This window comes from Salipiger sp. 1_MG-2023, from assembly GCF_030547555.1.
Lineage (GTDB): Bacteria > Pseudomonadota > Alphaproteobacteria > Rhodobacterales > Rhodobacteraceae > Salipiger.
On sequence record NZ_JAUOQN010000027.1, the window covers coordinates 26,321 to 48,245 of the forward strand.

22 protein-coding genes, 1 tRNA gene and 1 riboswitch are annotated in these 21,925 nt (G+C 66.0%); of the genes, 7 read left to right on the top strand and 16 right to left on the bottom strand.

Annotated features, from left to right (window positions below):
- Together Q4543_RS13785 and lpxK are read left to right on the top strand one after the other, a co-directional pair.
- Positions 1-1,227 carry a 3-deoxy-D-manno-octulosonic acid transferase gene (locus Q4543_RS13785; protein ID WP_303439050.1) on the top strand — a complete coding sequence of 409 codons (1,227 nt, stop codon included), beginning with the start codon at positions 1-3 and terminating at the stop codon, positions 1,225-1,227.
- Positions 1,227-2,213: a tetraacyldisaccharide 4'-kinase gene (lpxK, locus tag Q4543_RS13790; protein WP_303439051.1), complete on the top strand. Its 987-nt coding sequence runs from the start codon at positions 1,227-1,229 to the stop codon at positions 2,211-2,213. The genes Q4543_RS13785 and lpxK overlap by 1 nt, the downstream gene beginning before the upstream one ends.
- Here the strand turns inward: lpxK and Q4543_RS13795 are convergent, their stop codons facing one another.
- Complete coding sequence (locus Q4543_RS13795) at positions 2,214-3,080, bottom strand: N-formylglutamate amidohydrolase (RefSeq protein WP_303439052.1); 867 nt, start codon at positions 3,078-3,080, stop codon at positions 2,214-2,216.
- Positions 3,081-3,293: 213 nt separating this feature from the next.
- Here Q4543_RS13795 and Q4543_RS13800 point away from each other — a divergent pair.
- Together Q4543_RS13800 and ykgO are read left to right on the top strand one after the other, a co-directional pair.
- A tRNA-Val gene (locus Q4543_RS13800) sits at positions 3,294-3,368 on the top strand.
- Positions 3,369-3,479: 111 nt separating this feature from the next.
- On the top strand, positions 3,480-3,605 hold the full coding sequence (ykgO, locus tag Q4543_RS13805) for a type B 50S ribosomal protein L36 (RefSeq protein ID WP_007792261.1): 126 nt from the start codon (positions 3,480-3,482) through the stop codon (positions 3,603-3,605).
- Positions 3,606-3,698: 93 nt separating this feature from the next.
- On the opposite strand, the gene Q4543_RS13810 is transcribed toward ykgO, so the two are convergent.
- From Q4543_RS13810 to rpsA, 6 genes are all read right to left on the bottom strand, one after another.
- On the bottom strand, positions 3,699-4,274 hold the full coding sequence (locus tag Q4543_RS13810) for a transglutaminase family protein (protein ID WP_303439053.1): 576 nt from the start codon (positions 4,272-4,274) through the stop codon (positions 3,699-3,701).
- 42 nt (positions 4,275-4,316) lie between these two features.
- On the bottom strand, positions 4,317-4,520 hold the full coding sequence (locus tag Q4543_RS13815; protein WP_303439054.1) for a transglutaminase N-terminal domain-containing protein: 204 nt from the start codon (positions 4,518-4,520) through the stop codon (positions 4,317-4,319).
- A gap of 108 nt (positions 4,521-4,628) precedes the next feature.
- Positions 4,629-5,300 carry a phosphoribosylanthranilate isomerase gene (locus Q4543_RS13820; RefSeq protein WP_303439055.1) on the bottom strand — a complete coding sequence of 224 codons (672 nt, stop codon included), beginning with the start codon at positions 5,298-5,300 and terminating at the stop codon, positions 4,629-4,631.
- Between the two features lie 265 nt (positions 5,301-5,565).
- Positions 5,566-5,916 carry a LapA family protein gene (locus Q4543_RS13825; protein WP_216005373.1) on the bottom strand — a complete coding sequence of 117 codons (351 nt, stop codon included), beginning with the start codon at positions 5,914-5,916 and terminating at the stop codon, positions 5,566-5,568.
- Positions 5,917-5,924: 8 nt separating this feature from the next.
- Complete coding sequence (gene ihfB / locus Q4543_RS13830; protein ID WP_216005372.1) at positions 5,925-6,206, bottom strand: integration host factor subunit beta; 282 nt, start codon at positions 6,204-6,206, stop codon at positions 5,925-5,927.
- A 345-nt stretch (positions 6,207-6,551) separates the two neighbouring features.
- Positions 6,552-8,228, bottom strand: coding sequence for a 30S ribosomal protein S1 (gene rpsA, locus Q4543_RS13835; protein WP_303439056.1), 1,677 nt, complete (start codon positions 8,226-8,228; stop codon positions 6,552-6,554).
- Positions 8,229-8,758: 530 nt separating this feature from the next.
- On the opposite strand from rpsA, the gene Q4543_RS13840 reads away from it, so the two are divergent.
- The 3 genes from Q4543_RS13840 to mdoH are packed head-to-tail and all read left to right on the top strand — an operon-like array spanning position 8,759 to position 12,293.
- Entirely contained in the window at positions 8,759-10,345 is a 1,587-nt protein-coding gene (locus tag Q4543_RS13840) for a glucan biosynthesis protein (RefSeq protein ID WP_303439057.1), read from the top strand.
- The gene (locus tag Q4543_RS13845) at positions 10,342-10,512 is read left to right on the top strand and encodes a hypothetical protein (RefSeq protein ID WP_303439058.1); all 171 of its coding nucleotides are present in this window, start codon (positions 10,342-10,344) and stop codon (positions 10,510-10,512) included. Before Q4543_RS13840 ends, Q4543_RS13845 begins: the two co-directional genes overlap by 4 nt.
- Positions 10,513-10,514: 2 nt before the next feature.
- The gene (gene mdoH / locus Q4543_RS13850; RefSeq protein ID WP_303439059.1) at positions 10,515-12,293 is read left to right on the top strand and encodes a glucans biosynthesis glucosyltransferase MdoH; all 1,779 of its coding nucleotides are present in this window, start codon (positions 10,515-10,517) and stop codon (positions 12,291-12,293) included.
- 34 nt (positions 12,294-12,327) lie between these two features.
- Here the strand turns inward: mdoH and Q4543_RS13855 are convergent, their stop codons facing one another.
- The 9 genes from Q4543_RS13855 to Q4543_RS13895 all read right to left on the bottom strand — a co-directional run bounded on the left by Q4543_RS13855 (position 12,328) and on the right by Q4543_RS13895 (position 21,824).
- Entirely contained in the window at positions 12,328-13,320 is a 993-nt protein-coding gene (locus tag Q4543_RS13855; RefSeq protein WP_303439060.1) for an aldo/keto reductase, read from the bottom strand.
- Positions 13,317-13,937 carry a d(CMP) kinase gene (locus Q4543_RS13860; protein ID WP_303439078.1) on the bottom strand — a complete coding sequence of 207 codons (621 nt, stop codon included), beginning with the start codon at positions 13,935-13,937 and terminating at the stop codon, positions 13,317-13,319. Before Q4543_RS13860 ends, Q4543_RS13855 begins: the two co-directional genes overlap by 4 nt.
- Positions 13,938-14,020: 83 nt before the next feature.
- Complete coding sequence (gene aroA, locus Q4543_RS13865; protein ID WP_303439061.1) at positions 14,021-15,367, bottom strand: 3-phosphoshikimate 1-carboxyvinyltransferase; 1,347 nt, start codon at positions 15,365-15,367, stop codon at positions 14,021-14,023.
- 139 nt (positions 15,368-15,506) lie between these two features.
- The gene (locus Q4543_RS13870; protein ID WP_303439062.1) at positions 15,507-16,223 is read right to left on the bottom strand and encodes a tRNA (guanosine(46)-N(7))-methyltransferase TrmB; all 717 of its coding nucleotides are present in this window, start codon (positions 16,221-16,223) and stop codon (positions 15,507-15,509) included.
- A gap of 107 nt (positions 16,224-16,330) precedes the next feature.
- Positions 16,331-17,509 (bottom strand): methionine adenosyltransferase, encoded by a 1,179-nt coding sequence (gene metK, locus Q4543_RS13875; protein ID WP_216005363.1) that lies wholly within the window; start codon positions 17,507-17,509, stop codon positions 16,331-16,333.
- Positions 17,510-17,512: 3 nt separating this feature from the next.
- Positions 17,513-17,561, bottom strand: a riboswitch (SAM-SAH riboswitch).
- 36 nt (positions 17,562-17,597) lie between these two features.
- On the bottom strand, positions 17,598-19,118 hold the full coding sequence (gene lnt / locus Q4543_RS13880; RefSeq protein WP_303439063.1) for an apolipoprotein N-acyltransferase: 1,521 nt from the start codon (positions 19,116-19,118) through the stop codon (positions 17,598-17,600).
- The gene (locus tag Q4543_RS13885; protein WP_303439064.1) at positions 19,111-20,142 is read right to left on the bottom strand and encodes a hemolysin family protein; all 1,032 of its coding nucleotides are present in this window, start codon (positions 20,140-20,142) and stop codon (positions 19,111-19,113) included. Before Q4543_RS13885 ends, lnt begins: the two co-directional genes overlap by 8 nt.
- Positions 20,143-20,201: 59 nt before the next feature.
- The gene (gene ybeY, locus Q4543_RS13890; protein WP_303439065.1) at positions 20,202-20,687 is read right to left on the bottom strand and encodes an rRNA maturation RNase YbeY; all 486 of its coding nucleotides are present in this window, start codon (positions 20,685-20,687) and stop codon (positions 20,202-20,204) included.
- 159 nt (positions 20,688-20,846) lie between these two features.
- Positions 20,847-21,824: a PhoH family protein gene (locus Q4543_RS13895; RefSeq protein WP_216005360.1), complete on the bottom strand. Its 978-nt coding sequence runs from the start codon at positions 21,822-21,824 to the stop codon at positions 20,847-20,849.
- Positions 21,825-21,925 lie beyond the last annotated feature (101 nt).

Consider the following 21,925-nt stretch of genomic DNA (forward strand, 5'->3'; position numbering starts at 1 on the left):
TTGCCGGACTCGCCCCCCGCGCGAAAGCCCTTTGCGCTGAGCGCCTATCTCGCCGCCGCTCGGAGCCGAAGTTCTGCGACGCCCCCGACGGCGGCGCGCCCGGGCGGCGCGCTTGTCTGGATGCATGCCCATGACAAGGCCGTGCTGCGCACCCTTGCAAGCATCGGCGCGCGGCTGCGCTGCCAGAGGCCCGAAATCTCGGTCCTGCTGACATGGCCCGCGACGCTGGGGCCGCAGCGGCTGCCCGATGGGCTGCTGGGGCAGCCGCTGGGGCCGGATGGCGCTGGCGAAGCGCAAGGCTTTGCCGCGCATTGGCGTCCGCAGATCGGGCTGTGGACGGGCACGCTTCTGCATCCGGCGCTGCTGTCACGGCTGCATGACAAGGGCACGCGCCTGGCCTGCATCGCCCCCGAGATCTGGCGTGTGCCCAGCCCGATCTGGATGCCCGACTGCACCACGGCGACGCTTGATCTGTTTGACCTGCTGTTTGCCGGGGATGAGCCCGGCTGGCGCCGCTTGCGCCGCCTTGGGCTGCCCGTGGACCGGCTGCGCCGCTCTGGCCCGCTGATTGAAACCGCCCCGACGCTCGATTGCCGCCGCACGCTGCACGAAGAGATGGCACAGTTGCTGTCTGGCCGGCCCTGCTGGCTGGCGGCGCGGGTGCGCGCCGACGAGGCGGGCGACATCCTGCGCGCCCATGCCCGCGCCATCCGCCTTGCGCATCGCCTGCTGCTGTTCATGGTGCCTGCCAGCCGCGGAGACGGGCGCGCCATTGCCACGCTTCTGCGCGAATCGCCGCTGCGGGGGGCCTATTGGGACGATGGCGACATGCCCGATGAAAACACCCAGGTGCTGCTGACCGAGGATGCCTCGGAACTCGGGCTGTGGTATCGGCTGGCGCCGGTCACCTTTCTTGGCGGGTCATTGCGCCCCGGCCCCGGCGGCGAAGACCCGCTGCAGGCCGCCGCCCATGGCACGGCGCTGCTCTATGGGCCGAACGTCGGGCGCTACCTTTCCTCCTATTCGCGCCTCGCCGAGGCGGGCGCGGCGCGCATCGTGCGCGATTCCGACACGTTGGCGACCGCCGTGTCGCATCTTGTGGCCCCCGATCACGCCGCCGCCATGGCCCATGCGGGCTGGGACGTGGTGAGCCAGGGTGCAGCGCTGACCGACGAAATCATCGCGCTGGTCTGCGACACCGTCGATGCCGAGCCGGAGCCCGCCTGATGCGCCCCCCCGCCTTCTGGTACACCGATCCCGATACGCCCGCCCTGCCCGCGCGCCTGCTGGCGCCGCTGGCTGCGCTGAGCGCCCGCGCCACGGCCCGGCGTCTGGCGCGGCCCGGCGCGCGCATCGGCGTCCCGGTGATCTGCGTCGGCAACATCAACGCCGGCGGCACCGGCAAGACCCCCACCGTGATCGCCCTTGTCGAACGGCTGCTGGCGCGTGGGCGCAGCCCGCATGTGGTGTCGCGTGGGCATGGCGGCAGCCTGACCGGCCCCACCCGCGTCGACCCGCAGCACCATGGCGCAGCCGAGGTCGGCGACGAGCCGCTGCTGCTGGCCGCGTTTGCCCCGGCGTGGATCGCGCGCGATCGCGCCGCGGGTGCGCGCGCCGCGCTGGCCGCAGGCGCCGATGTCATCGTGATGGATGACGGCTTCCAGAATCCGGCCCTGCACAAGGATCTGAGCCTCGTCGTCGTCGATGCCGCCAAGGGCTTTGGCAACGGGCGCTGCCTGCCCGCCGGACCGCTGCGCGAGCCGGTCGCGACCGGGCTTGCCCGCGCCGATCTGTTGCTGTCGATCGGCCCGCAGCCCGCTCAGGACCAGTTCGCCGCGCTCTGGAGCAAGCGCATCACCCTGCCGCATCTGACCGGGGCGCTGACCCCGTTGCAGACAGGCATGGACTGGCAGGGCCTGCCCGCGCTGGCCTTTGCCGGCATCGGCCACCCAGAGAAATTCTTTGCCACGCTGAAGAGCCTTGGCGCGGATCTGCTGGCCTCGCACGCGCTGGACGATCACCAGCCCTTTACCCCCGCCCTGCTGACCCGGCTGGAAGCGGATGCGCTGCGACTGGGCGCTCAGCTGGTCACCACCGAAAAGGACGCGGTGCGCCTGCCGGAAAGTTTCCGCCCAAAGGTGCTGAGCCTGCCGGTGCGCTTGCAGATCGACGCCCCGGCCCCGCTTGATGCGGCGCTGGACCGGATCCTGTGATCACTCTGCCGCGAGCGGCAGCGCCTTGCCCTCGTGACCGATGCTGGCAATATCCGCCACCACGCCGCGCAGCAGGCGGCGGAAGGCCTGAAAATTGGCGTTTGGCCTGATCTCGACCTCGTCCATGTAGATCGAGCGGTCGATTTCGATCTGCACCGCGTGCTGACGGCGCGACGGCCGCCCATATGCCTGCGTCACATAGGCCCCGGCAAACGGCATATTGCGCACCACCGACAGCCCCGCCGCGACAAAAGCCGCCTCGATCCGCGAAACGATGGCAGGCGCGGCCGAAGCGCCGAAACGATCGCCAATGACGATCTCGGGCCGACGGGCACAATTGCGGGCCACCGCGTCCACCGCCTCATGCGGCATGGAATGGCAATCGATCAGCACCGACTCTCCGAATTGCGCATGGGCCTGCGCCAGCAGCGCGCGCAGCTGGTCGTGGTAAGGGTGCCAGAAATGCGCGATGCGCCGCTCGGCCTCGGCCATGGGCAGTTTGCCGCGATAGATCGCCCGCCCATTCGACACCACGCGCGGCACCACGCCCAGCCCGCTGGCCACGCGCGGGTTGTGCCCGCCGCGCCGCACCCCTTCGATCAGCGCCGGGTCAAGCTCATCGGCGGCCCGGTTGAGATCCAGAAAGGCGCGCGGTGCATTGGCCCGCAACAGCGGCGCGCCGAATTGCGGCGCACAGTCGAACAGCCGGTCGACAAAAGCGTCTTCGGAGGTGCGGATGGACTGATCGTCCAGCACGGTGGTGCGCAGAAAGCTCCAGGGATAGTCGCGCCCGGAATGCGGAGAGGCAAAAACCACGAGCGAGGTGATCGCTTCGGGCAAATCGAGATGATAGGGGACCTTCGGCAATACACCCTCCGTTTCAAGGCATCCTAGCGCGATTTTGCCTCTGGCCCAAAGCGTCTTTTCTGTAGTTTCACGGCGAAGTAAAAAACCTGAAATCGTGGAGACAAAAGCCCTTGCCACGACTTACGACTCCTTTTATACGCCCGCTACCGGCGCGAAACACCTCGCGCCCCGGCGCTTCCGGGGCAAGAGACACGCTAGCGCAAGGGTCAGAATGGGCGGTTAGCTCAGCGGTAGAGCACTACGTTGACATCGTAGTGGCCACTGGTTCGATCCCAGTACCGCCCACCATGACCTACAATTCACCGTTTCGCGGTGCTGTGACCCGGGCACGCGCCCACATGGCACCCGGGACAGACGGCAACATCAGGCGCTCGCGCGCCGCGAAATGAGGAGAGACCCATGAAGGTCGCAAACTCGCTCCGCTCGCTCAAAAAGCGCCATCGCGACTGCCGCGTTGTGCGTCGCAAGGGCCGCGTTTACGTGATCAACAAGACCCAGCGTCGGTTCAAAGCCCGACAGGGCTGATCGTCGCATTGATCGCATAAAGATTGCAGGGGCCGCCCATTGGGTGGCCTTTTTGCTGTTCGGGCATCTGTTTCGACCCGTTCCGGTGTTGCCTCAGCCTATGGTGATCTCGACCCGGTAATCGAGCCGCGCGCCGGTGGGCAGGCCATAATAGCCCCCCTCGACCGGCATGGTTTCCTCTTGCGTGGGCGCGGCATAAACCGCGACATGCCCGTCGCCGACCCGCAGACCATGGGTCGGATCGAACCCCAGCCAGCCAACCCCCGGCAGCCAGACCTCGGGCCAGGCGTGCAGGTGACGTTGCCCATCGACGCTTTCGGCATGGGCCTGATAGCCGCTGGCAAAGCGCCCCGGCAGCCCGACCCCCCGGCAGCAGGCAAGAAACAGAATCGCAAGATCGCGGCAGGCCCCCTCGGCGCGGGTCAGGGTTTCGGCGGGGGTCTGGGCAAAGCCGGTCTCGCGGATGCGCCGATCGGTGCGGCGGAACAGCGTGAGCGTCAGCGCATCCAGAAAGGCCAGCGGCTCTGCCCTTGCCTCGCGCAGCAGGGCGGCGGCGAAATCGCTCACCGCCGGGCCGGGATCGGCGCTGACAAGGTAGGGCCGGTGCTCTTTTGCCCGCAACGCCCAAGGCAGTGGCGGCAAGGCCCGCGTGATGATGGGCGGCGGCACGGTGTCGATGACAAAGCGGCTTTCCAGCCGCAGCCGGTCGGTTTAGCCTTCGAATTCCAGCAGCAGCGTCAGGTTTCCCTGATTGTCGGCAACCTCGCGCTTGACGATGGGGCCGGGATCGACGGCCAGCTCCCGGCTCAGCAACCGCCCGGCATCGCGGCGGGGGCTCATCCGCAGCCGGTGCGCGGCCAGCGTCACCGGGGTTTCATAGCTGTAGATCGTCTCGTGCAGCACCGAAAAGCGCATGTCCTCTCCTGTCAGGCACAGGGGATGCCCCCGCCCCGATGGCGGCACACGGATACGCGCGGTGCAAGCCCCATGCGGCGGACCTGCCCCGACGCAGGCGCGCGGCGCTCAAAGGCGCGGCACAGCCTCGGCCTCTGCCCCGGCGCGGGCCGCCGCGACGAAACGCTCGATCAGCGCCGCCTGCTTGACGCCGGGAGCCGATTCGACCCCGGAGGACACATCGACCTGCCGTGCCCCGGTCATTTCGATGGCGCGCGCGACGTTGTCCGGGGTCAGACCTCCGGCCAGCATCCAAGGGCAAGGCCAGCGCCGCCCGGCGATCAGCCGCCAATCAAAGGCGAGACCATTGCCCCCCGGCAGCGCTGCCCCCTTCGGCGCCTTGGCATCGACCAGAAGCTGGTCGGCGACGCGGCCATATTCGACCAGCGCCGGAAGGTCTTCTTCGCCGCGCACCCCGACCGCCTTCATCACCGGCAGGCCAAAGCGCGCCCGCACCTGTGCCACCCGCTCGGGGGTTTCGCTGCCGTGCAATTGCAGAATATCCAGCGGCACCGCGCCAAGGATCTCGTCCAGCGCCGCGTCGGTGGCATTGACCACAAGGCCGACCTTGGCCAGCCCCACCGGCGCGCCAAGCGCCAGCAGGCGCGCCGTGTCGATGGCCACATTGCGCGGACTTTTGGCAAAGAACACGAAGCCAGCATAGCGCGCGCCGCTGGCAGCGACCGCCGCCACATCCGCCGCCGTCTTCAAACCGCAAATCTTGACCGAAACCTGTGTCATCGCCTGCCTCGCTGCATGCCCGGCAAGACCCCCGCGCCCGCCGTCGCGGCCTTGTCGCACAAAGCGGGCCGCGCGGGCAAGGCGCGCGCCTTTGGCGGCCGCTTGCGCAGGTGTTCAGCCAAGAGGGTCCGCCCGCAGCCGCGGTTTGCATGCTATCGCGCAGGGTTTGCGCGGACATCACGGCGAAACGCAGGTCCGGCACAGAAAAACGGCGCAAAGCCTGTGGCCCCGCGCCGTTTTCAAATGCTTCCCGAAGGGGCCAGTCTCAGGCGCTGCGATCGAGAATCGCCAGAACCTCGTCCTTGCCCTCGTCCCGCTGGGCCTGAGTCTTTTTCAGCTCGCGTTCGAGCTTGCGCACCTCGGCCTTGCGGTGTTGCGCTTCGGCGCGGTGCTTGTGCTCGCGCAGCCATTCCCAGACAAAGCCGATCAGCAGGCCAAAGACGATGCCGCCGAAAAACACCAGAAACACCGGAACGGTGATCCCCGCCTGAAACTGCAGCAGCGACGACAGCTCTGCCGTCAGCAGCTTGAGATCAACCATCTCGCGGTTGGCCATTGCGATAGCCACAAGGACCACGGCCAGCACCGCCAGAAACGCATAGCGAATGTAACGCATGTTCTTTCTTACTTTCCGTTCAGCCGGTCACGAAGCAGCTTGCCGGTCTTGAAGAACGGCACATGCTTTTCCTCGACCTCAACCGCCTCTCCGGTCCTCGGGTTCCGCCCGAGCCGCGCATCCCGCTTCTTTACCGAAAAGGCCCCGAAACCGCGCAGCTCGACCCGGTTACCCGCGGCCATCGCATCGGTGATCTCCTCGAAGATCGTATTCACGATCCTCTCGACGTCCCGTTGGTAGAGATGCGGATTCTCTTCCGCGATCTTCTGGATCAATTCCGATCTGATCATCTCACCATCCCCTGCCAGGCGCCTTCCCGCGCCATTCCGTTCTACGACACTTACACAAAACCTGCCAAACGGAAACCGGCTGTTCACGGAGAAAAGCATGCATGGGCAGCGGTTTGATGCGGATCACGTGAGGTTCGGCGGCAGGCAGCGGCAGCCTGTGCCAGCCGGTAGCGGCAACGCCTGCGAATGAGGCAGCCCGCGATTCGGGAAAATCGACCGCTCCGAACGGGCGTCAGGCGCGCCCGTGCAGGCCCGCAAGCGCCATGAGCCCCCCGCCGGGCGCGGCGCTGAAACGAAGAAAGGGGCCCGAAGGCCCCTTTCCCGTCAATCCGAAACCGGACTGGATCAGTTGTCGCGCTTCAGCGCTGCGCCAAGGATGTCGCCCAGCGATGCACCCGAGTCGGAGGAGCCGAACTGTTCCACGGCCTCTTTCTCTTCGGCGATCTCGCGTGCCTTGATCGACAGACCCAGACGACGAGTCTTGAGGTCGACGTTGGTGACGCGCACATCGATGTGGTCACCGACCGAGAACCGCTCGGGGCGCTGCTCGGCACGGTCACGCGACAGGTCGGAGCGGCGGATGAAGGACTTCATGCCTTCGTATTCCACTTCGACGCCGCCATCTTCGATCGCGGTCACGGTCACGGTCACGATCGAGCCGCGCTTCACGCCGCCAGCCGCTTCGGCGAACTTGTCGCCGCCAAGCGCCTTGATCGAGAGCGAGATCCGCTCTTTGTCGGTGTCGACTTCGGTGACGACAGCCTGCACCACGTCGCCCTTGCGGTATTCCTGAATGGCTTCTTCGCCACGCTGGTCCCACGAGAGGTCCGAAAGGTGCACCATGCCGTCGATCTCGCCGTCAAGACCGATGAACAGACCGAATTCGGTGATGTTCTTGACTTCACCTTCAACCTGCGTGCCCTCGGGATGCGTCTCCGAGAAGAGCTCCCACGGGTTGCGCATGGTCTGCTTGAGGCCAAGCGAAACGCGACGCTTGGCAGCGTCGATTTCCAGCACCATGACTTCGACTTCCTGCGAGGTCGAAACGATCTTGCCGGGGTGCACGTTCTTCTTGGTCCAGGACATTTCCGAGACGTGAACGAGACCTTCGACACCCGGCTCCAGCTCGACGAACGCACCGTAATCGGTGATGTTGGTCACGCGGCCAGCATGGACAGAACCCAGCGGGTACTTGGCAGCCACCAGATCCCACGGATCTTCCTGAAGCTGCTTCATGCCCAGAGAGATACGGTGAGTGTCCTTGTTGATCTTGATGACCTGGACCTTGACGGTCTCGCCGATGGTCAGGATCTCGGACGGGTGGTTGACGCGACGCCATGCCATGTCGGTGACGTGCAGCAGACCATCAACGCCGCCCAGATCAACGAACGCACCGTATTCGGTGATGTTCTTGACCACGCCGTCGACCGTCTGGCCTTCGGTGAGGTTGGCAATGACTTCCGCGCGCTGCTCGGCCCGCGATTCTTCAAGGATAGCGCGACGCGAGACAACGATGTTGCCACGGCGACGGTCCATCTTGAGAATCTGGAACGGCTGCTTGAGACCCATGAGCGGGCCGGCGTCGCGCACGGGGCGCACATCGACCTGCGAACCGGGCAGGAAGGCCACGGCGCCGCCGAGGTCGACGGTGAAGCCACCCTTGACGCGACCGAAGATCGCACCTTCGACGCGGGCGTCGTCGGCATAGGCCTTCTCGAGACGGTCCCACGCTTCTTCGCGGCGGGCCATCTCACGGCTGATCACGGCTTCGCCACGTGCGTTTTCGGCGGAGCGGAGGAAGACCTCGACTTCGTCGCCAACGCTCAGATCGGGCGTCTCACCGGGATTTGCAAATTCTTTAAGATCGACGCGGCCTTCCATCTTGTAGCCGACATCGATGATGGCTTGGCCCGCTTCGATCGCGATGACCTTGCCTTTGACAACCGAACCTTCGTCCGGGGTGTCCATTTCGAGGCTTTCATTAAGGAGGGCCTCGAATTCCTCCATGGTCGTATCAGCCATGTGGCAGTCGTATCCTTTTCATCGATTTATACTGGCCGGGCGGTTGTCTCCGCCGGTCTTCGGTTTCCCTACCGCTGTGTCCCCAAGGCGGGGGCGGGCTGGCTTGGTCGGTTCGGACATTGCCGCGGATTTCTCCGCGACGGGTGCATATGACAAAAGGGGCCGGATAACCGCCCCTTCCGAGATGCCTGCGGGCTATGCTGCCTGTCTCGACGCGCGCGACATAGCGCGTCTTGCGTCGCAACGCAAGACGATTGACGCGATTCTGCATGCGCAAGATCTTGCTTGAGACCGCAGAAGGTGTCAGATGCGCTTGCCGGCAGCGTCCGGATCGGGAAATAGATTCGCCCGAGAAACAGGCAATTACCCGCCGAAACCGTTAACGCCGAGGGCTGGATTGCACAGCTCTGACGGAATTCCGCTTATGCATCTGCAGCATTGCGCGGAACCCCGCGGACCGCTCGCGCGTCTTCTTGATGTTCCGCCATATACGCCCATCATTTTATCAAGATTTCTGTCAGGAGACCTGTGTGACGCCCACGTGCTGCCAACCCGCAATCCGTCCAACCCGCCGCCATGTGCTGGCGGCATTGCTCAGCACGGCCACTGCACCGGCGCTGCTGGGCCTGCGCGCCGCCCATGCGCAAGAAGAAGGCCAGCCGTTTTCCTTTGACGGGCTGAGCGAGCGGATGCGCGAGCTTGCGCAATCCGACCCTGCCCCGCGCGATGAAATCAGTGGCCCGCTGACCGAGATCGACTACGATGATTTCAACCGCATCCGCTTTCGCGCCGATCACATACGCTGGGCCGACGATCCCAGCCGCCTGTTCCGCCTGAACGCCTTCCATCTTGGCTGGCTGTTCAAGGAACCCGTACACATGTTCGAGCTGGTCGACGGCGTGTCGCGCCCGATGGTGTTCTCGACCGCCGATTTTGATTACCGCGACGTCAAGACGGCGCTGCCGCCCGATCTGGTGCTGCCCGGCGTGGCGGGCTTTCGGCTCATGGCGCCGTTCAATCGCGCCGATCTTTATGACGAGGTCGGCTCCTTCCTTGGGGCCAGCTATTTCCGCCTGCTCGGGCGCGGCAACCGCTACGGGCTGTCGGCGCGCGGGCTTGCGGTGAACACCGGGCTGTCCGGCGAAGAGGAATTCCCCCGCTTTACCGAATTCTACATCGAGCGCCCTGCCCCCGGCGCCACCACGATCACGCTTTATGCCGCGCTGCAAAGCGATTCGGTGACCGGGGCCTATCGCTTTGTCATCACGCCGGGGCAGGACACCACCGCCGAGGTCACCGCCCGACTGTTCTTTCGCGACGACATCGAACAGCTTGGCATCGCGCCGCTGACCTCGATGTACCTGTTCGGCGGCGCCGATCCCGGCGCGTTCCACGATTTCCGCCCGGCGGTGCACGACAGCGACGCGCTGGTGCTGACCGCACCCGATGGCGAAACCCGGTTCCGCCCGGTGTCGAACCCGCCGCGGCTGGCCAGCTCATATCTGGGGATGCAATCGCCCGCCTCTTTCGGCCTCGTGCAGCGCGAACGCGACTTTGGTCAGTTCCTCGACGCGGAATCCCATTACGAACGGCGCCCGACGCTGATCGTCGAGCCGATGGGCGATTGGGGCAAGGGCAGCGTGCGCCTGCTCGAGATCCCCACCAAGACCGAAACCAACGACAATATCGTTGCCTTCTGGATTCCCGAAGCGCCAGCAGAGGCGGGTGGAGAAATGGAATTCGCCTACCGGCTGCATTGGGGCATGTCCCCCGCCGGCGACGGCGACAAAAGCCGCGCCCGCGTCCTGCGCTCGCGCGTTGGCGCCGCCGGAGTGGCCGGGGTCGAGCAGAAGTCCGACGCTCAGAAATTCGTCATCGACTTCGCAGGCGGCGCTTTGTCGGAACTTCCGGCGAACGCGGAAGTTGTTCCGGTAACGAGCGCCACCCGCGGCGAGATCACCCAGGTGGTGCTGTCCAAAACCGATGAGGACGGCGTCTGGCGGCTGGTGGTCGAAGCGACCACCGCACCGGGCAGCTCGATGGAGATAACCGCCAGAATCGAGGGCTTCGGACAAGTCCTGACCGAGACATGGCTTTACCAATGGATGAGACAATGACCTTGCAATCCCATCTTTCGCACGATCAGATCATGAACCCGGCCCCGGAGAGCTGGGCACCGGCCCCTGCCCCGCTCGACATGCCCCAGCAGGTGCTGGAACGCAGCACGACGCGCCTGTCACCGCTCGCGATGCTGCGCCTGCTGCTCACCGGCCAGAGCGCCTGACCATGGGCGCACGCGTCGATCCCGCAACCGCCATGGCCCGCGCCCTGTCGCTCGCTGTCACCGCGCTGGCCGCCGTGGTGGCCACATGGCTGACGGTCGCAGCCTCGGTGCAGGATGGCGTGCAGGTCTGGGATGTCGTGCGCGCCGTGCTGATCTTTGTGACAACCGGCTGGCTGGCATGGGGGGCGGTTCTGGGCCTGAACGGTCTGGTCGCGGGCCGCAGGCGTGGCCCGGCGCCGCAGATCATTGGCGATCAGCCGCCCACCGTGGTGCTGGTGCCGATCTGCAATGAAGACCCGGTGGCCACCTTCAGCCGCGTCGCCGCCATGTACCGCTCGAACGCCGATGCCGGGGTGAGCGCCGACATCGCCATCCTGTCCGACACCCGCGACGAGACCCTCGCCGCGGTCGAGCGCGTGACATTCGCGCGTTTGCTGCGCGAAACCGGCGGCGAAGGCCAGATCTTCTACCGTCGGCGCAGTGACAACCGGGGCCGCAAGGCTGGCAATATCGAGGAATTTTTCCGCAACAACGGCGGCGCCTACGAATTCGCGGTGATCCTTGACGCCGACAGCCTGATGGAAGGCGCGGCGATCCGCGAGATGATCGCCCGGATGCAGGCCGACCCCAAGCTGGGGCTGCTGCAGACCCTGCCCAAGGTGGTCGGCGCGTCGAGCTTTTTCGGGCGGGCGATGCAGTTTGCCTCGGTGTTCCACGGCCCGGTATTCACCCGCGGCCTTGCGCGGCTTCAGGGGCTGAACGGCCCGTTCTGGGGCCATAACGCCATCGTGCGGGTGCGCGCCTTCGTGCAGAGCTGTGGCCTGCCCGAGCTGACCGGCAAGCCGCCGTTCGGCGGGCATATCCTCAGCCATGATTACGTCGAGGCGGCGCTGCTCGCCCGCGCGGGCTGGACCGTGAAGGTCGAGCAATCCATCGACGGATCCTATGAGGAAGGCCCCGAGAACCTGCTGTCCTACGCCCGCCGCGACCGGCGTTGGTGTCAGGGCAACCTTCAGCACATCCGCCTGCTGAGCGCCCCGGGCTTTGCGCTCTGGAGCCGCTACGTGTTTCTTCAGGGGATCTTTTCCTACCTCGTCTCGCTACTTTGGGCGGCGTTTCTGGTGGCGACGGTGCTGGGCACCGTGCTGGCCCCCGAGCCGGATTATTTCCCGAATCTGCACCAGCTTTACCCGGTGTTCCCCTCTGATCGCTCGCGCGAGATCACCGCGCTGTTCTTCGGCATCGTCGGCCTGCTGATCCTGCCTAAGGTCGGCATCGTCTGGCAGGCGGCGGTGTCTGGGCGGGCACGCGGTTTTGGCGGCGCGCTCGGCGCGCTGCGCTCGGTGCTGACCGAGATCCTGCTGACCTCGGCCATCGCGCCGGTGATGCTGATGTTCCAGAGCCGCGCCGTGCTTCAGGTGCTTTCGGGGCAGGATGGCGGCTGGCCCGCAAACGCTCGCGGCGAAGGCCGCCTGACCCTGCGCGAAGGCTTTGCCGCCAGCTGGTGGATCGTCACCGCCGGGGCGATCATCCTTGCCTCGGTCTACTTCCTTGCACCGGGCCTGACGCTGTGGCTGCTGCCGGTTGCCCTGCCGATGCTGGCCGCCCCGTGGCTGATCGCGCTTAGCTCACGCTCGGGCGGGCGCTCGATGTTCACCGTTCCCGAAGAGGCCAAGGCCCCGCCGGTGGTCGCCGAATATCGCGCCATCCACGCCCGCTGGCAGACCCCGCAGGTGCCCGGTGGCGATGCGCCCGATCTGGCGATGCAGGCGGCATCTTGATCGTTGCCCCCCGTTTTGCGGGGGGCGAGCGCCATTAGCAGTAGTTCTGCGGCCCGACCCACTGGCCCGGCGCATAACGGTCGCCATGGCACCAGCCGACCGGCAACACCGTTTCGATGCGGGCCATGTCTTCGGGCGTCAGCACAGCATTTGCGCCTGCCACCAGCTCGTCTAAATGCGCAAGCGACCGGGTGCCGGGAATCGACACAATGTGCTCGCCCTTGTGCAACCCCCATGCGATGGCGAGTGACGCCGTGCTCAGGCCCATATCGGCCGCCAGTTCCCGGAACGGCACCAGCGCGCGCAGGTTGAAGTCGTGATTTGGCAGGGTAAAGCGCGGGTTCACCGACAGGAACGGATTGGTCTCGATCCGCGCACGCGGGATCGGCGCGTCGGTCAGAAGCGAGCGCCCCACCGGCGAGAACGCCACCAGCGCGGTGCCAAGCTCGGCGCAGGTCTGGATCAGCCCCAACTCGGGCGCGCGGGTTTGCAGCGAATATTCCGATTGCACCGCCGCGACAGGGTATTCCGACGCCGCCCGGCGCAGGGTGGCCGGGGCAATCTCGGAAAAGCCGATCGACCGGCACTTGCCCTTTTCGACCAGACGGGCAAGCGTGCCCGCCACCTCTTCGGGCGGCAGATCCGCCTGATAGCGATGCGCGTAGAACAGATCGACATGATCCGTGCCCAGCCGCTTGAGCGAAGCGTCAAGCTGCGCCTCCATATAGGCGGGGCTGTTGTTGATCACCCGCTTGCCAGCGGCATCGCTGCCGATCCCGGCCTTGGTGGCGATATGCACCGCGTCGCGTGCGCCGGGATGGGCCGCAAGCCAGCTGCCGATCACAGTTTCCGAACGGCCCGCGCCGTAGATGTTCGAGGTGTCGATGTGGCTGACGCCAACCTCGCGCGCGCGATCCAGCAGCGCGTGCGATTCGGCCTCGCTGGTCTCGCCGTAGAAATCCGAGAACGACATCGCGCCGATCCCAAGCGCAGAAACCTCTGCCGTGCCGATTGTCCGGGTCTTCATGGGGTGATCCTTGCCTGGGCGGCATCCACCGCCGAAATTGCAGCCGCCACAGCCGCGTCGATATCCAGCTGCGACGTATCAATGATCACCGCATCCCCCGCCGCAATCAAAGGCGCATCGACGCGGGTCGAATCGCGGTGATCGCGCTCGATCGTGTCCTTGAGGACCGTTTCGTAATCGGTTTGCACACCCGCTGCGCACATCTCGTCATAGCGGCGCCGGGCGCGCACTTCGGGGATGGCGGTGACGAACAGCTTGGCCTCGGCGTCGGGGCAGATCACCGTGCCGATATCTCGCCCGTCCAGCACCGCGCCGCCGGCGCGGCGGGCATAGGCGCGCTGGAAATCCACCAGCGCCGCGCGTACCTCGGGGATGATCGCAACCTTGCTGGCCGCCTGCGCCACGTCGGGGCTGCGCAAGCCCTCGCGCGCAAGATCCTCGGCCAGCAGCGCCTTGGCGGCGGCAATCGGGTCCATGCCGTCCAGCATCCGCGCGCCAACCGCCCGGTACAGCAGCCCGGTATCAAGATGCCCGAACCCGTAATGCTGCGCGACCGCCTTGGAGAGCGTGCCCTTGCCCGCCGCAGCCGGCCCGTCGATGGCGATGGTAAAGCCCATGTCGGACCTTTCTTTGTGGCTCATTCGGCCCCGGTTATGACCAGAGCCGCCCTGCCCTTCAACCCCGCCGGACGCCCCGTGGTTCAGCTCTCGCGCGAGATATCCGCGCCAAGCCCGGTCATGAGCGGCTCGAATATCGGGAAAGACGTGGCAATCGGCCCACCGTCATCGACCCGCACCGGCTCCTGCGTGGCAAGCCCCATCACGAGGAACGACATGGCAATGCGATGGTCAAGATGGCTTTGCGTCACCGCCCCGCCCCTGACGCCGCCGTGACCGCGCCCGTGCACCGTCCACCAGTCTTCGCCCTCGTCGACATCAACGCCATTGGCGCGCAGCCCGACCGCCATGGCATCGATGCGGTCGCTCTCCTTGACGCGCAGCTCCTTGACGCCGGGCATGTGGGTCTTGCCGTTGGCAAAGGCCGCCACCACCGACAGCACCGGATATTCGTCGATCATGCTGGCCGCGCGCTCGGCGGGAACCTCGATTCCCGTCAGATCCGGCGAGAACCTCGCCCGCAGGTCCGCCACCGGCTCGCCGCCCTCCTCGCGCAGGTTCTCGAAGGTCAGATCGGCGCCCATCTCCTGCAAGGTAAAGAACAGCCCCGCCCGCGTCGGGTTCAGCCCGATATTGGGCACCAGCACGTCAGAGCCTTCGGTGATGATCGCCGCACAGACCGGAAACGCCGACGACGACGGATCACGCGGCACCACGATGACCTGAGGCTTCAGCTCCGGCTGCCCTTGCAGGGTAATGACCCGGCCCTCGGGCGCCTCTTCGGTGGTCACCGAAGCACCAAACCCGTTGAGCATGCGCTCGGAATGATCCCGCGTGGCCTCGCGCTCGATCACCACGGTCTCGCCCGGCGCGTTCAGCCCCGCCAGCAGCACCGCGGATTTGACCTGCGCCGAGGGCACCGGCGTGGCGTAGCGCACCGGCAAGGGGTCCGTCGCGCCAACGATGGTCATCGGCAACCGCCCACCGCTACGCCCATGGGCCTGCGCGCCGAACAAAGCCAGCGGGTCGGTCACCCGCGCCATCGGGCGCTTGTTCAGACTCGCATCCCCGGTAAAGGTCACGGATATCGGCGTTGTCGCCATCGCCCCCATGATCAGCCGCACCCCGGTGCCCGAGTTGCCGCAATCGATCACGCCGTCCGGCTCGGCAAACCCGCCAACGCCGACGCCATGCACATGCCATGTCTCGCCGCGCTTTTCGACCTGCGCACCAAAAGCTTGCATCGCCTTGGCCGTGTCCAGCACATCCTGCCCTTCCAGCAGCCCGGTCACCCGCGTCTCGCCCACCGCCATCGCGCCGAGAATCAGCGAGCGGTGCGAAATCGACTTGTCTCCCGGCACATGCGCCTCGCCGCTCAGGCCCGAAGACCTGCGCGCAATCATCGGTATGGCTTCCCCGTGGCTCGACATGACACCCTCTTCGTTATCGCTCGCACTGCCCATAGCAGCGCGCCGCGCGCCCGTCCATCGCGGCGCCCTGTCTTCATCTTGCCCGACAAACTCCGGGGGGGTGAGGCCGCAAGGCCGAGGGGGGCTGGCCCCCGCCGCCCTATCCGTTGCGTCGGAACGTCAGGTAATGCGGCACCCGGCCCTCACGCAGCGCCTTCTGCTCGTAGCGGGTCGAATACCAGTCGTCCCACGGCTGCCGCCAATCAGACGGCTGCTCGGCAAGCCACTCGAACCCGGCCTTTGGGACCTCGACCAAGGTCTGGCGCACGTAATCGGGAATATCGGTCGCCACGCGAAAGATCGCGCCGGGGCGCAGCACCCGCGCCAGCGGCTGAAGGTGATCGGGCGTGACGAACCGGCGCCGGTGATGGCGCTTTTTCGGCCAGGGATCGGGATAGAGCAGAAAGGCCCTGTCGATGCTGGCGTCGGGCAGCACGTCGAACAGGTTGCGCACATCGCCCGGATGCACCCGCAGGTTCCTCACCCCGGCCCGGCGGATCTTGCCCAGCAGCATGGCAACGCCGTTGATGTAAGGCTCGCAGCCGATGATGCCGACATCGTCATGGGTCGAGGCCTGATGCACCAGATGCTCGCCGCCGCCAAAGCCGATCTCCAGCCAGGCTGGGCGGCCCTCGAACAGCGCTGCGACATCCAGCGGCAAGCGGTCCGGATTGACATCCCAATCCACCGCGCCCGGAGACAGCGCTGCAAGATCCTCGTCCAGATAGGCTTCCTGAGACGCCTTCAGCGACTTGCCCTTGATGCGGCCATAAAAATTGCGCCAAGGCGCGTCGGGATGCTTGTTTGACGTGGTCATGGGCGCGGCATGTAGCGAAAGCCTCGGGGCGGAGCAAGACATCTCTGACAGGTGTGGGGGCGGCAAACGTCCTGGCTAGAAAGTCTGCCGCCCCCGTTTCGCCCGACTCAAAGCTCGCGCTTCAAAGCCTCGGCCAGATCGCAGCGTTCCCACGAGAAGGCGCCATCGGCCTCGGGGGCGCGGCCGAAATGCCCATAGGCGGCGGTGCGCTCGTAGATTGGCTTGTTCAGCGCGAGATGCGTGCGGATGCCGCGCGGCGTCAGGTCGATGACCTTGGGAATCGCCGCTTCGATCAGCGCTTCGTCCAGCTCGCCCGTGCCATGCGAATCGACATAGATCGACAGCGGCTTGGCGACGCCAATGGCATAGGACAGCTGCACCGTGCAGCGCTCTGCCAGCCCGGCCGCAACGATGTTCTTGGCCAGATAGCGCGACGCATAGGCCGCCGAGCGGTCGACCTTGGTCGGGTCCTTGCCGGAAAACGCGCCGCCGCCATGGGGCGCAGCGCCGCCATAGGTGTCGACGATGATCTTGCGCCCGGTCAGGCCGGCGTCGCCATCCGGCCCGCCGATCACGAAGGTGCCTGTCGGGTTCACCCACCATTCCGTCGCGCTGGTCAGCCAGCCATCAGGCAGCACCTCGCGAATATAGGGCTCGACGATGGCACGCACATCGGCAGAGCTCAGCGAGGCATCCAGATGCTGGTGCGAGAGCACCACCGAGCTGACGCCGACGGGCTTGCCGCCCTCATAGCGCACCGAGAACTGCGATTTCGCATCCGGCCCCAGCACCGGCTGTTCGCCGGATTTGCGCGCCTCGGCCAGCCGCTTGAGAGCGGCATGGGCGTAAAGGATCGGCGCCGGCATCATCTCGGGCGTCTCGTTGGTGGCGTAGCCGAACATGATACCCTGATCGCCAGCGCCCTCGTCGCCGCGCTCGCCGGTGACGCCTTGCGCGATATGGGCCGATTGCTCGTGCAGCAGGTTGGTGATCTCGACCGTTTCCCAGTGAAACTTGTCCTGCTCGTAGCCGATGTCGCGGATACAGGCGCGGGCAATGTCGGGAATGCGCTGCATGTACTCGTGCAGCTTGGCCTGATCGCTCAGCCCGACCTCGCCGCCGATGACCACGCGGTTGGTGGTGGCAAAGGTTTCGCAGGCAACGCGCGCCAGCGGATCCTCGGCGATGAGCGCATCCAGCACCGCGTCAGAGATACGGTCGCAGACCTTGTCAGGATGCCCCTCGGAGACCGATTCCGAGGTAAAGGTGTAGTTCTGTCGGGACATGATTGCTCCATTAGATACCTGCCGTCACGCCAGGAAGCCGTTGTGACGGGGATATGACGGGGCTACCTAGGCCGTCGCTTGGGGCCCGTCAACGTGAAACGCCGCGTCTTTTGACAAATGCAACGAGGCCAAGCAGCAAAAGCACCGGAAGCATCGGCAGATCGCCAGCCACGCTGTAGGGCGTAACGCGCAGCGGCGGCGGCAGGTGTTCATCGATGAACCCGGCCTCGCCCAGCCCGAGGCTGTCGATCACCCGCCCTGCCCCGTCGATCACCGCCGATACGCCGGTGTTGGCGGCGCGCACCAGCGGCAGCCCCTGTTCGATGGCCCGCATCCGCGCCTGTGCCAGATGCTGATAGGGCCCGGAAAACGCCCCGAACCATGCGTCGTTGGTGACCTGCAACAGGAAATCCGGCCGCATCGGGTGCATCCGCACATCCTGAGGGAACACCGCCTCGTAGCAGATCAGCGGCAATGCCTGCCCAAGCTCATCGCCCAGGTCGACAAGATGCGGGCCCGGCCCGGCGGAATAGCCAGATTGCGCCCGCTGCGCCAAGCCACCGACCCCGATGTGACGGAACAGCGCGGCGGCGGGCATGTATTCGCCAAAGGGCACGAGGTGGTGCTTGTCGTAGACCTCCTCGATCTTGCCGCCAAGCCCCGCGACGACCAGCGAGTTGTACCAGCGCCCGTCTTCCTCGCGCTGGATTCCAAGTGCCACCTTGCCGGGAAACGCCGCATCGCTGACGACGCCGAGCAGCTCTTCGGCGTTGTTCAGCAGGGTCGGAACGGCGGTTTCGGGCCAGATCACCAGCGACGGGCGCTCATAGCCGTTGCGCGCCATATCAGCGGTAAAGCCGACCTGTCGGTCAAAGAACCCCTGCATTCGGGACGGATCCCATTTGTCGCGCTGCGCCGCGTTGGGCTGCACCAGCCGCACCACCGGGCGCCCCTCGAGATCCTGCAGCGGAGGGGTCAGCATCTGTCCCCCCAGCAACAGCACCGCCAGCAGCGCGGCGCTGCCCAGAGCAGCCGCCCAATGGCGCGCCGCAACGATAAGCCCGGCCAGCAGCACCGTCACGAGGTTGAGCCCATGCGGGCCGATCACCGCGCTCCACTGGATCACCGGGGTTTCCAGCCAGAAAGAGCCAAGCATCGCCCAGGCAAAACCGGTGAACAGGTAGGCGCGGGCGAATTCAGCCGCGGCCCAGCACACCGCAAGCGCCAGCAGACGGCGGCGCGCCGTGGCATGGGCCGCGCCCCAGAACGCCAGCGCCCAGAACAGCGCAAGGCCCGCCGCCAGCAGGAACAGCGCAAAGGGTGCCATCCAGCCGGTGGTGGCCGCGTCGATCTGGAACGGCTCGATCACCCAGCTTAGCACCAACCCGAAATAACCAAGCCCGACGCCCCAGCCGATGCCCGCCGCCTCGCGCGGCGTTTGGGCGGCGCGCAGCATCGCCACAGCCGCGATCAGCCCCGCGAAGGCCAGCCACGGCAGATCCCACGGCGCCTGCCCGAGGCCAAGCACCGCGCCCGAGCCAATGGCCAGCGCCAGCCGCAGCCAGCGCGGCAAAACCTCCAGCCGGCGGCGGGCGGAGATGTCAGTCACGCGGGGTCTCCGGCTGGGAAACCGACGGGGAGTCGGGCGGCAACTCGGGCGCCGGCAGCTGGATCACCGGGTTTGCCGGCAGACTGGCCGGCACGCTTGGCACAGACATGCCCGCCGCGCCCGCCGCCATGGCATGGGGCAGCACCCGCAGCCGCTTGATGCGGCGCGGATCGGCGTCGACCACTTCGAAATCGAAGCCGCCGGGATGCGGAACGACCTCGCCGCGCGCCGGCACATGCCCGGCGAGCATGAAAACCAGACCGCCGAGCGTGTCGATCTCTTCTTCGTCGATCTCTTCGCCTTCGGTCAGGCCAAGGCCGGACGCTTCCTCGAATTCCTCGATCGGGGTCTTGGCCAGAGCCAGCCAGCTGCCCGAGCCTTCGCGGAAGAAGTTGCGGCCCTCGTCGATGTCGTGCTCGTCTTCGATTTCGCCGATGACCTGCTCGATCAGATCCTCGATGGTCACCAGACCGTCGACGCCGCCGTATTCGTCGATCACCAGCGCCATGTGCCGTCGCTCGGTCTGCATCTTGGTCAGCAGCACGCCAATGGGCATCGAGGGGGGAACAAAGACCAGCGGGCGCAGCATCTTGGCAAGATCGAAGTCATCGCCCGAGCCGTTGAATCCGTAGCGCAACGCAAAATCCTTGAGATGGGCCATGCCGACGGGGGTGTCGAGCGTACCGGTATAGACCGGCAAGCGCGTCATGCCGCTGCTGCGAAAGACCTGCACCAGCTCTGCCTTGGTGATGGTGTCCGGCACCGCGACAATGTCGGCCTTGGGGATCGAGACATCCTCGACCCGCATGTCGCGCAGATTGAGCATGCTGGGCCGGGAGAGCGCAGGCAGCGCAGAGCCGCTGCTGTCAGACACGCCCGGCTCTTCGCCGTCAGATTTCAACCCGCCAAAGATGCGGCGAAAGATGCTTTCGCCCCGTTCCTGGTACTTGTCGGAATACCGTTCCGAATGTCGATCCGGCTGCGCGCTGTGCGCTGCCGTAGACGATGCGTCGCTGTCGCCCATCTTTCCTTTTCCATTGCCGGGATCTGCCCGGTTTTGCTGTTTGGGGCATTGCCCGGTGGTCAGTCCTGCAAATATGGGTCCGCGATACCCAGATTGCCAAGTATTTCTGTTTCGAGCGCTTCCATCACCGTGGCATCCTCGTCACGGATGTGATCGTAGCCCAGAAGATGCAAGGTCGCGTGCACCACGAGATGCGTCACGTGGTCGCCAAGCGCTTTGCCAGCGTCAGTGGCTTCGCGCACACAGGTTTCATAGGCGATGGCGATGTCGCCAAGTTCCTCGGGCATGTCCGGATCGCCTTGTGGCAGTTCCTCGGGGCTGCGCTCTTCGGAGGGCCATGACAGCACATTGGTCGGCTGCGGCTTGTCGCGAAAATCGCCGTTGAGGGTCGCGATGCGGGCATCGTCGCAGGCCAGAATCGCGATTTCGAACCCGTCAGCGTTGAGCTCGAGATGCGCAAGCGCGGCTCGCGAGGCGGTTTCCGCCAGCGGTTCGAGGCCGAGAGGCTCCCATCTTGGGTCCTCGAGGATCGTGTCGGTCAGCATGTCCAGCGTCCCAAGGGTGGCGGGCCCTGCGCCGGGAGGGGGCCAGCCCCCTCCACCCCCGGGATATTTGGGGCCAGAAGAAGGCAGGAGCGCCGTATAGTGGTTCGGCCCGCGCCGCAAGTTCGAAGCGGCGGGGCCGGCGACGCCCCGCCGATCGGATCAGCTGGATTCGGCGTCTTTTTCGTAGGCCTGGATGATCTCTGCGACCAGCGGGTGGCGCACCACGTCGGCCGAGGTGAAGTAATTGAAGCCGATCTTCTCGATGTCTTTGAGCAAGCGTTCCGCGTCGGACAGGCCGGACGAGACGCCGCGCGGCAGGTCGACCTGCGTCCGGTCGCCGGTGATCACCATGCGCGAGCCTTCGCCAAGGCGGGTGAGGAACATCTTCATCTGCATGGTGGTGGCGTTTTGCGCCTCGTCCAGCACCACGAAGGCGTTCGACAGCGTGCGCCCGCGCATAAAGGCTAGCGGCGCGATTTCGACCACCTTTTCCTGACGCATGTTGGCCAGTTGCTTGCCCGGCATGAAATCGTTCAGCGCATCGTAGAGCGGCTGCATGTAGGGATCGACCTTTTCTTCCTGCGTGCCGGGCAGGAAGCCGAGCCGCTCGCCCGCCTCGACCGCGGGGCGGCACAGGATGATCTTGTCGACCGCGCCGGTGATCAGCATGTTCACACCCACCGCCACCGCAAGATAGGTCTTGCCGGTGCCCGCCGGGCCGATGCCGAAGCACAGCTCGTTGCGGTAGAGCGAGCGCACATAGGCCTTTTGCGCATCGGTGCGCGGCTCGATCAGCTTTTTGCGGGTCTTGATTTCGACCTTGCCGCCGTCGAACATTTCAAGCTGGCCCTCGGCGGGCTCGTCTTCGGGATGCAGGCGGAATTCGCGGTCGATGTCGCCGCGCCCGACCGCGCGACCCTGTTCCAGACGTTGATACAGCGCGTTCAGCACCTCGCGGGTGGCGGCCTGCGCCTCTTCAGGGCCGTGCAGCGCCAGCTGGTTGCCCCGGCGCAGGATCTGCACGCCGGTGCGGGCTTCGATGTCTGTCAGGTTGCGGTCGAATTCGCCGCAAAGCTCAATCAGCAGACGGTTGTCAGGAAATTCGAGGATCGCTTCGGTCAGGGTGCCTGTGGTCACGCATGTCTCCTGCGCATTGATTTCATCTTCATCGTGCCAAGCGAGGCGGCGCGCGGCAAGCCCCCGTGAGGCTTTGATCGCCACACGGAGCGTAAAAAGGC

What these genes read in the sequence shown, in the direction of transcription:
- lpxK (WP_303439051.1), top strand. Translation starts at nt 1,227, where the DNA reads ATGCGCCCCCCCGCCTTCTGGTACACCGATCCCGATACGCCCGCCCTG.
- ykgO (WP_007792261.1), top strand. Translation starts at nt 3,480, where the DNA reads ATGAAGGTCGCAAACTCGCTCCGCTCGCTCAAAAAGCGCCATCGCGAC.
- Q4543_RS13815 (WP_303439054.1), bottom strand. Translation starts at nt 4,520, where the DNA reads ATGCGCTTTTCGGTGCTGCACGAGACGATCTACAGCTATGAAACCCCG.
- Q4543_RS13820 (WP_303439055.1), bottom strand. Translation starts at nt 5,300, where the DNA reads ATGACACAGGTTTCGGTCAAGATTTGCGGTTTGAAGACGGCGGCGGAT.
- Q4543_RS13825 (WP_216005373.1), bottom strand. Translation starts at nt 5,916, where the DNA reads ATGCGTTACATTCGCTATGCGTTTCTGGCGGTGCTGGCCGTGGTCCTT.
- ihfB (WP_216005372.1), bottom strand. Translation starts at nt 6,206, where the DNA reads ATGATCAGATCGGAATTGATCCAGAAGATCGCGGAAGAGAATCCGCAT.
- rpsA (WP_303439056.1), bottom strand. Translation starts at nt 8,228, where the DNA reads ATGGCTGATACGACCATGGAGGAATTCGAGGCCCTCCTTAATGAAAGC.
- Q4543_RS13845 (WP_303439058.1), top strand. Translation starts at nt 10,342, where the DNA reads ATGACCTTGCAATCCCATCTTTCGCACGATCAGATCATGAACCCGGCC.
- mdoH (WP_303439059.1), top strand. Translation starts at nt 10,515, where the DNA reads ATGGGCGCACGCGTCGATCCCGCAACCGCCATGGCCCGCGCCCTGTCG.
- Q4543_RS13855 (WP_303439060.1), bottom strand. Translation starts at nt 13,320, where the DNA reads ATGAAGACCCGGACAATCGGCACGGCAGAGGTTTCTGCGCTTGGGATC.
- Q4543_RS13860 (WP_303439078.1), bottom strand. Translation starts at nt 13,937, where the DNA reads ATGGGCTTTACCATCGCCATCGACGGGCCGGCTGCGGCGGGCAAGGGC.
- aroA (WP_303439061.1), bottom strand. Translation starts at nt 15,367, where the DNA reads ATGTCGAGCCACGGGGAAGCCATACCGATGATTGCGCGCAGGTCTTCG.
- Q4543_RS13870 (WP_303439062.1), bottom strand. Translation starts at nt 16,223, where the DNA reads ATGACCACGTCAAACAAGCATCCCGACGCGCCTTGGCGCAATTTTTAT.
- metK (WP_216005363.1), bottom strand. Translation starts at nt 17,509, where the DNA reads ATGTCCCGACAGAACTACACCTTTACCTCGGAATCGGTCTCCGAGGGG.
- Q4543_RS13885 (WP_303439064.1), bottom strand. Translation starts at nt 20,142, where the DNA reads ATGGGCGACAGCGACGCATCGTCTACGGCAGCGCACAGCGCGCAGCCG.
- ybeY (WP_303439065.1), bottom strand. Translation starts at nt 20,687, where the DNA reads ATGCTGACCGACACGATCCTCGAGGACCCAAGATGGGAGCCTCTCGGC.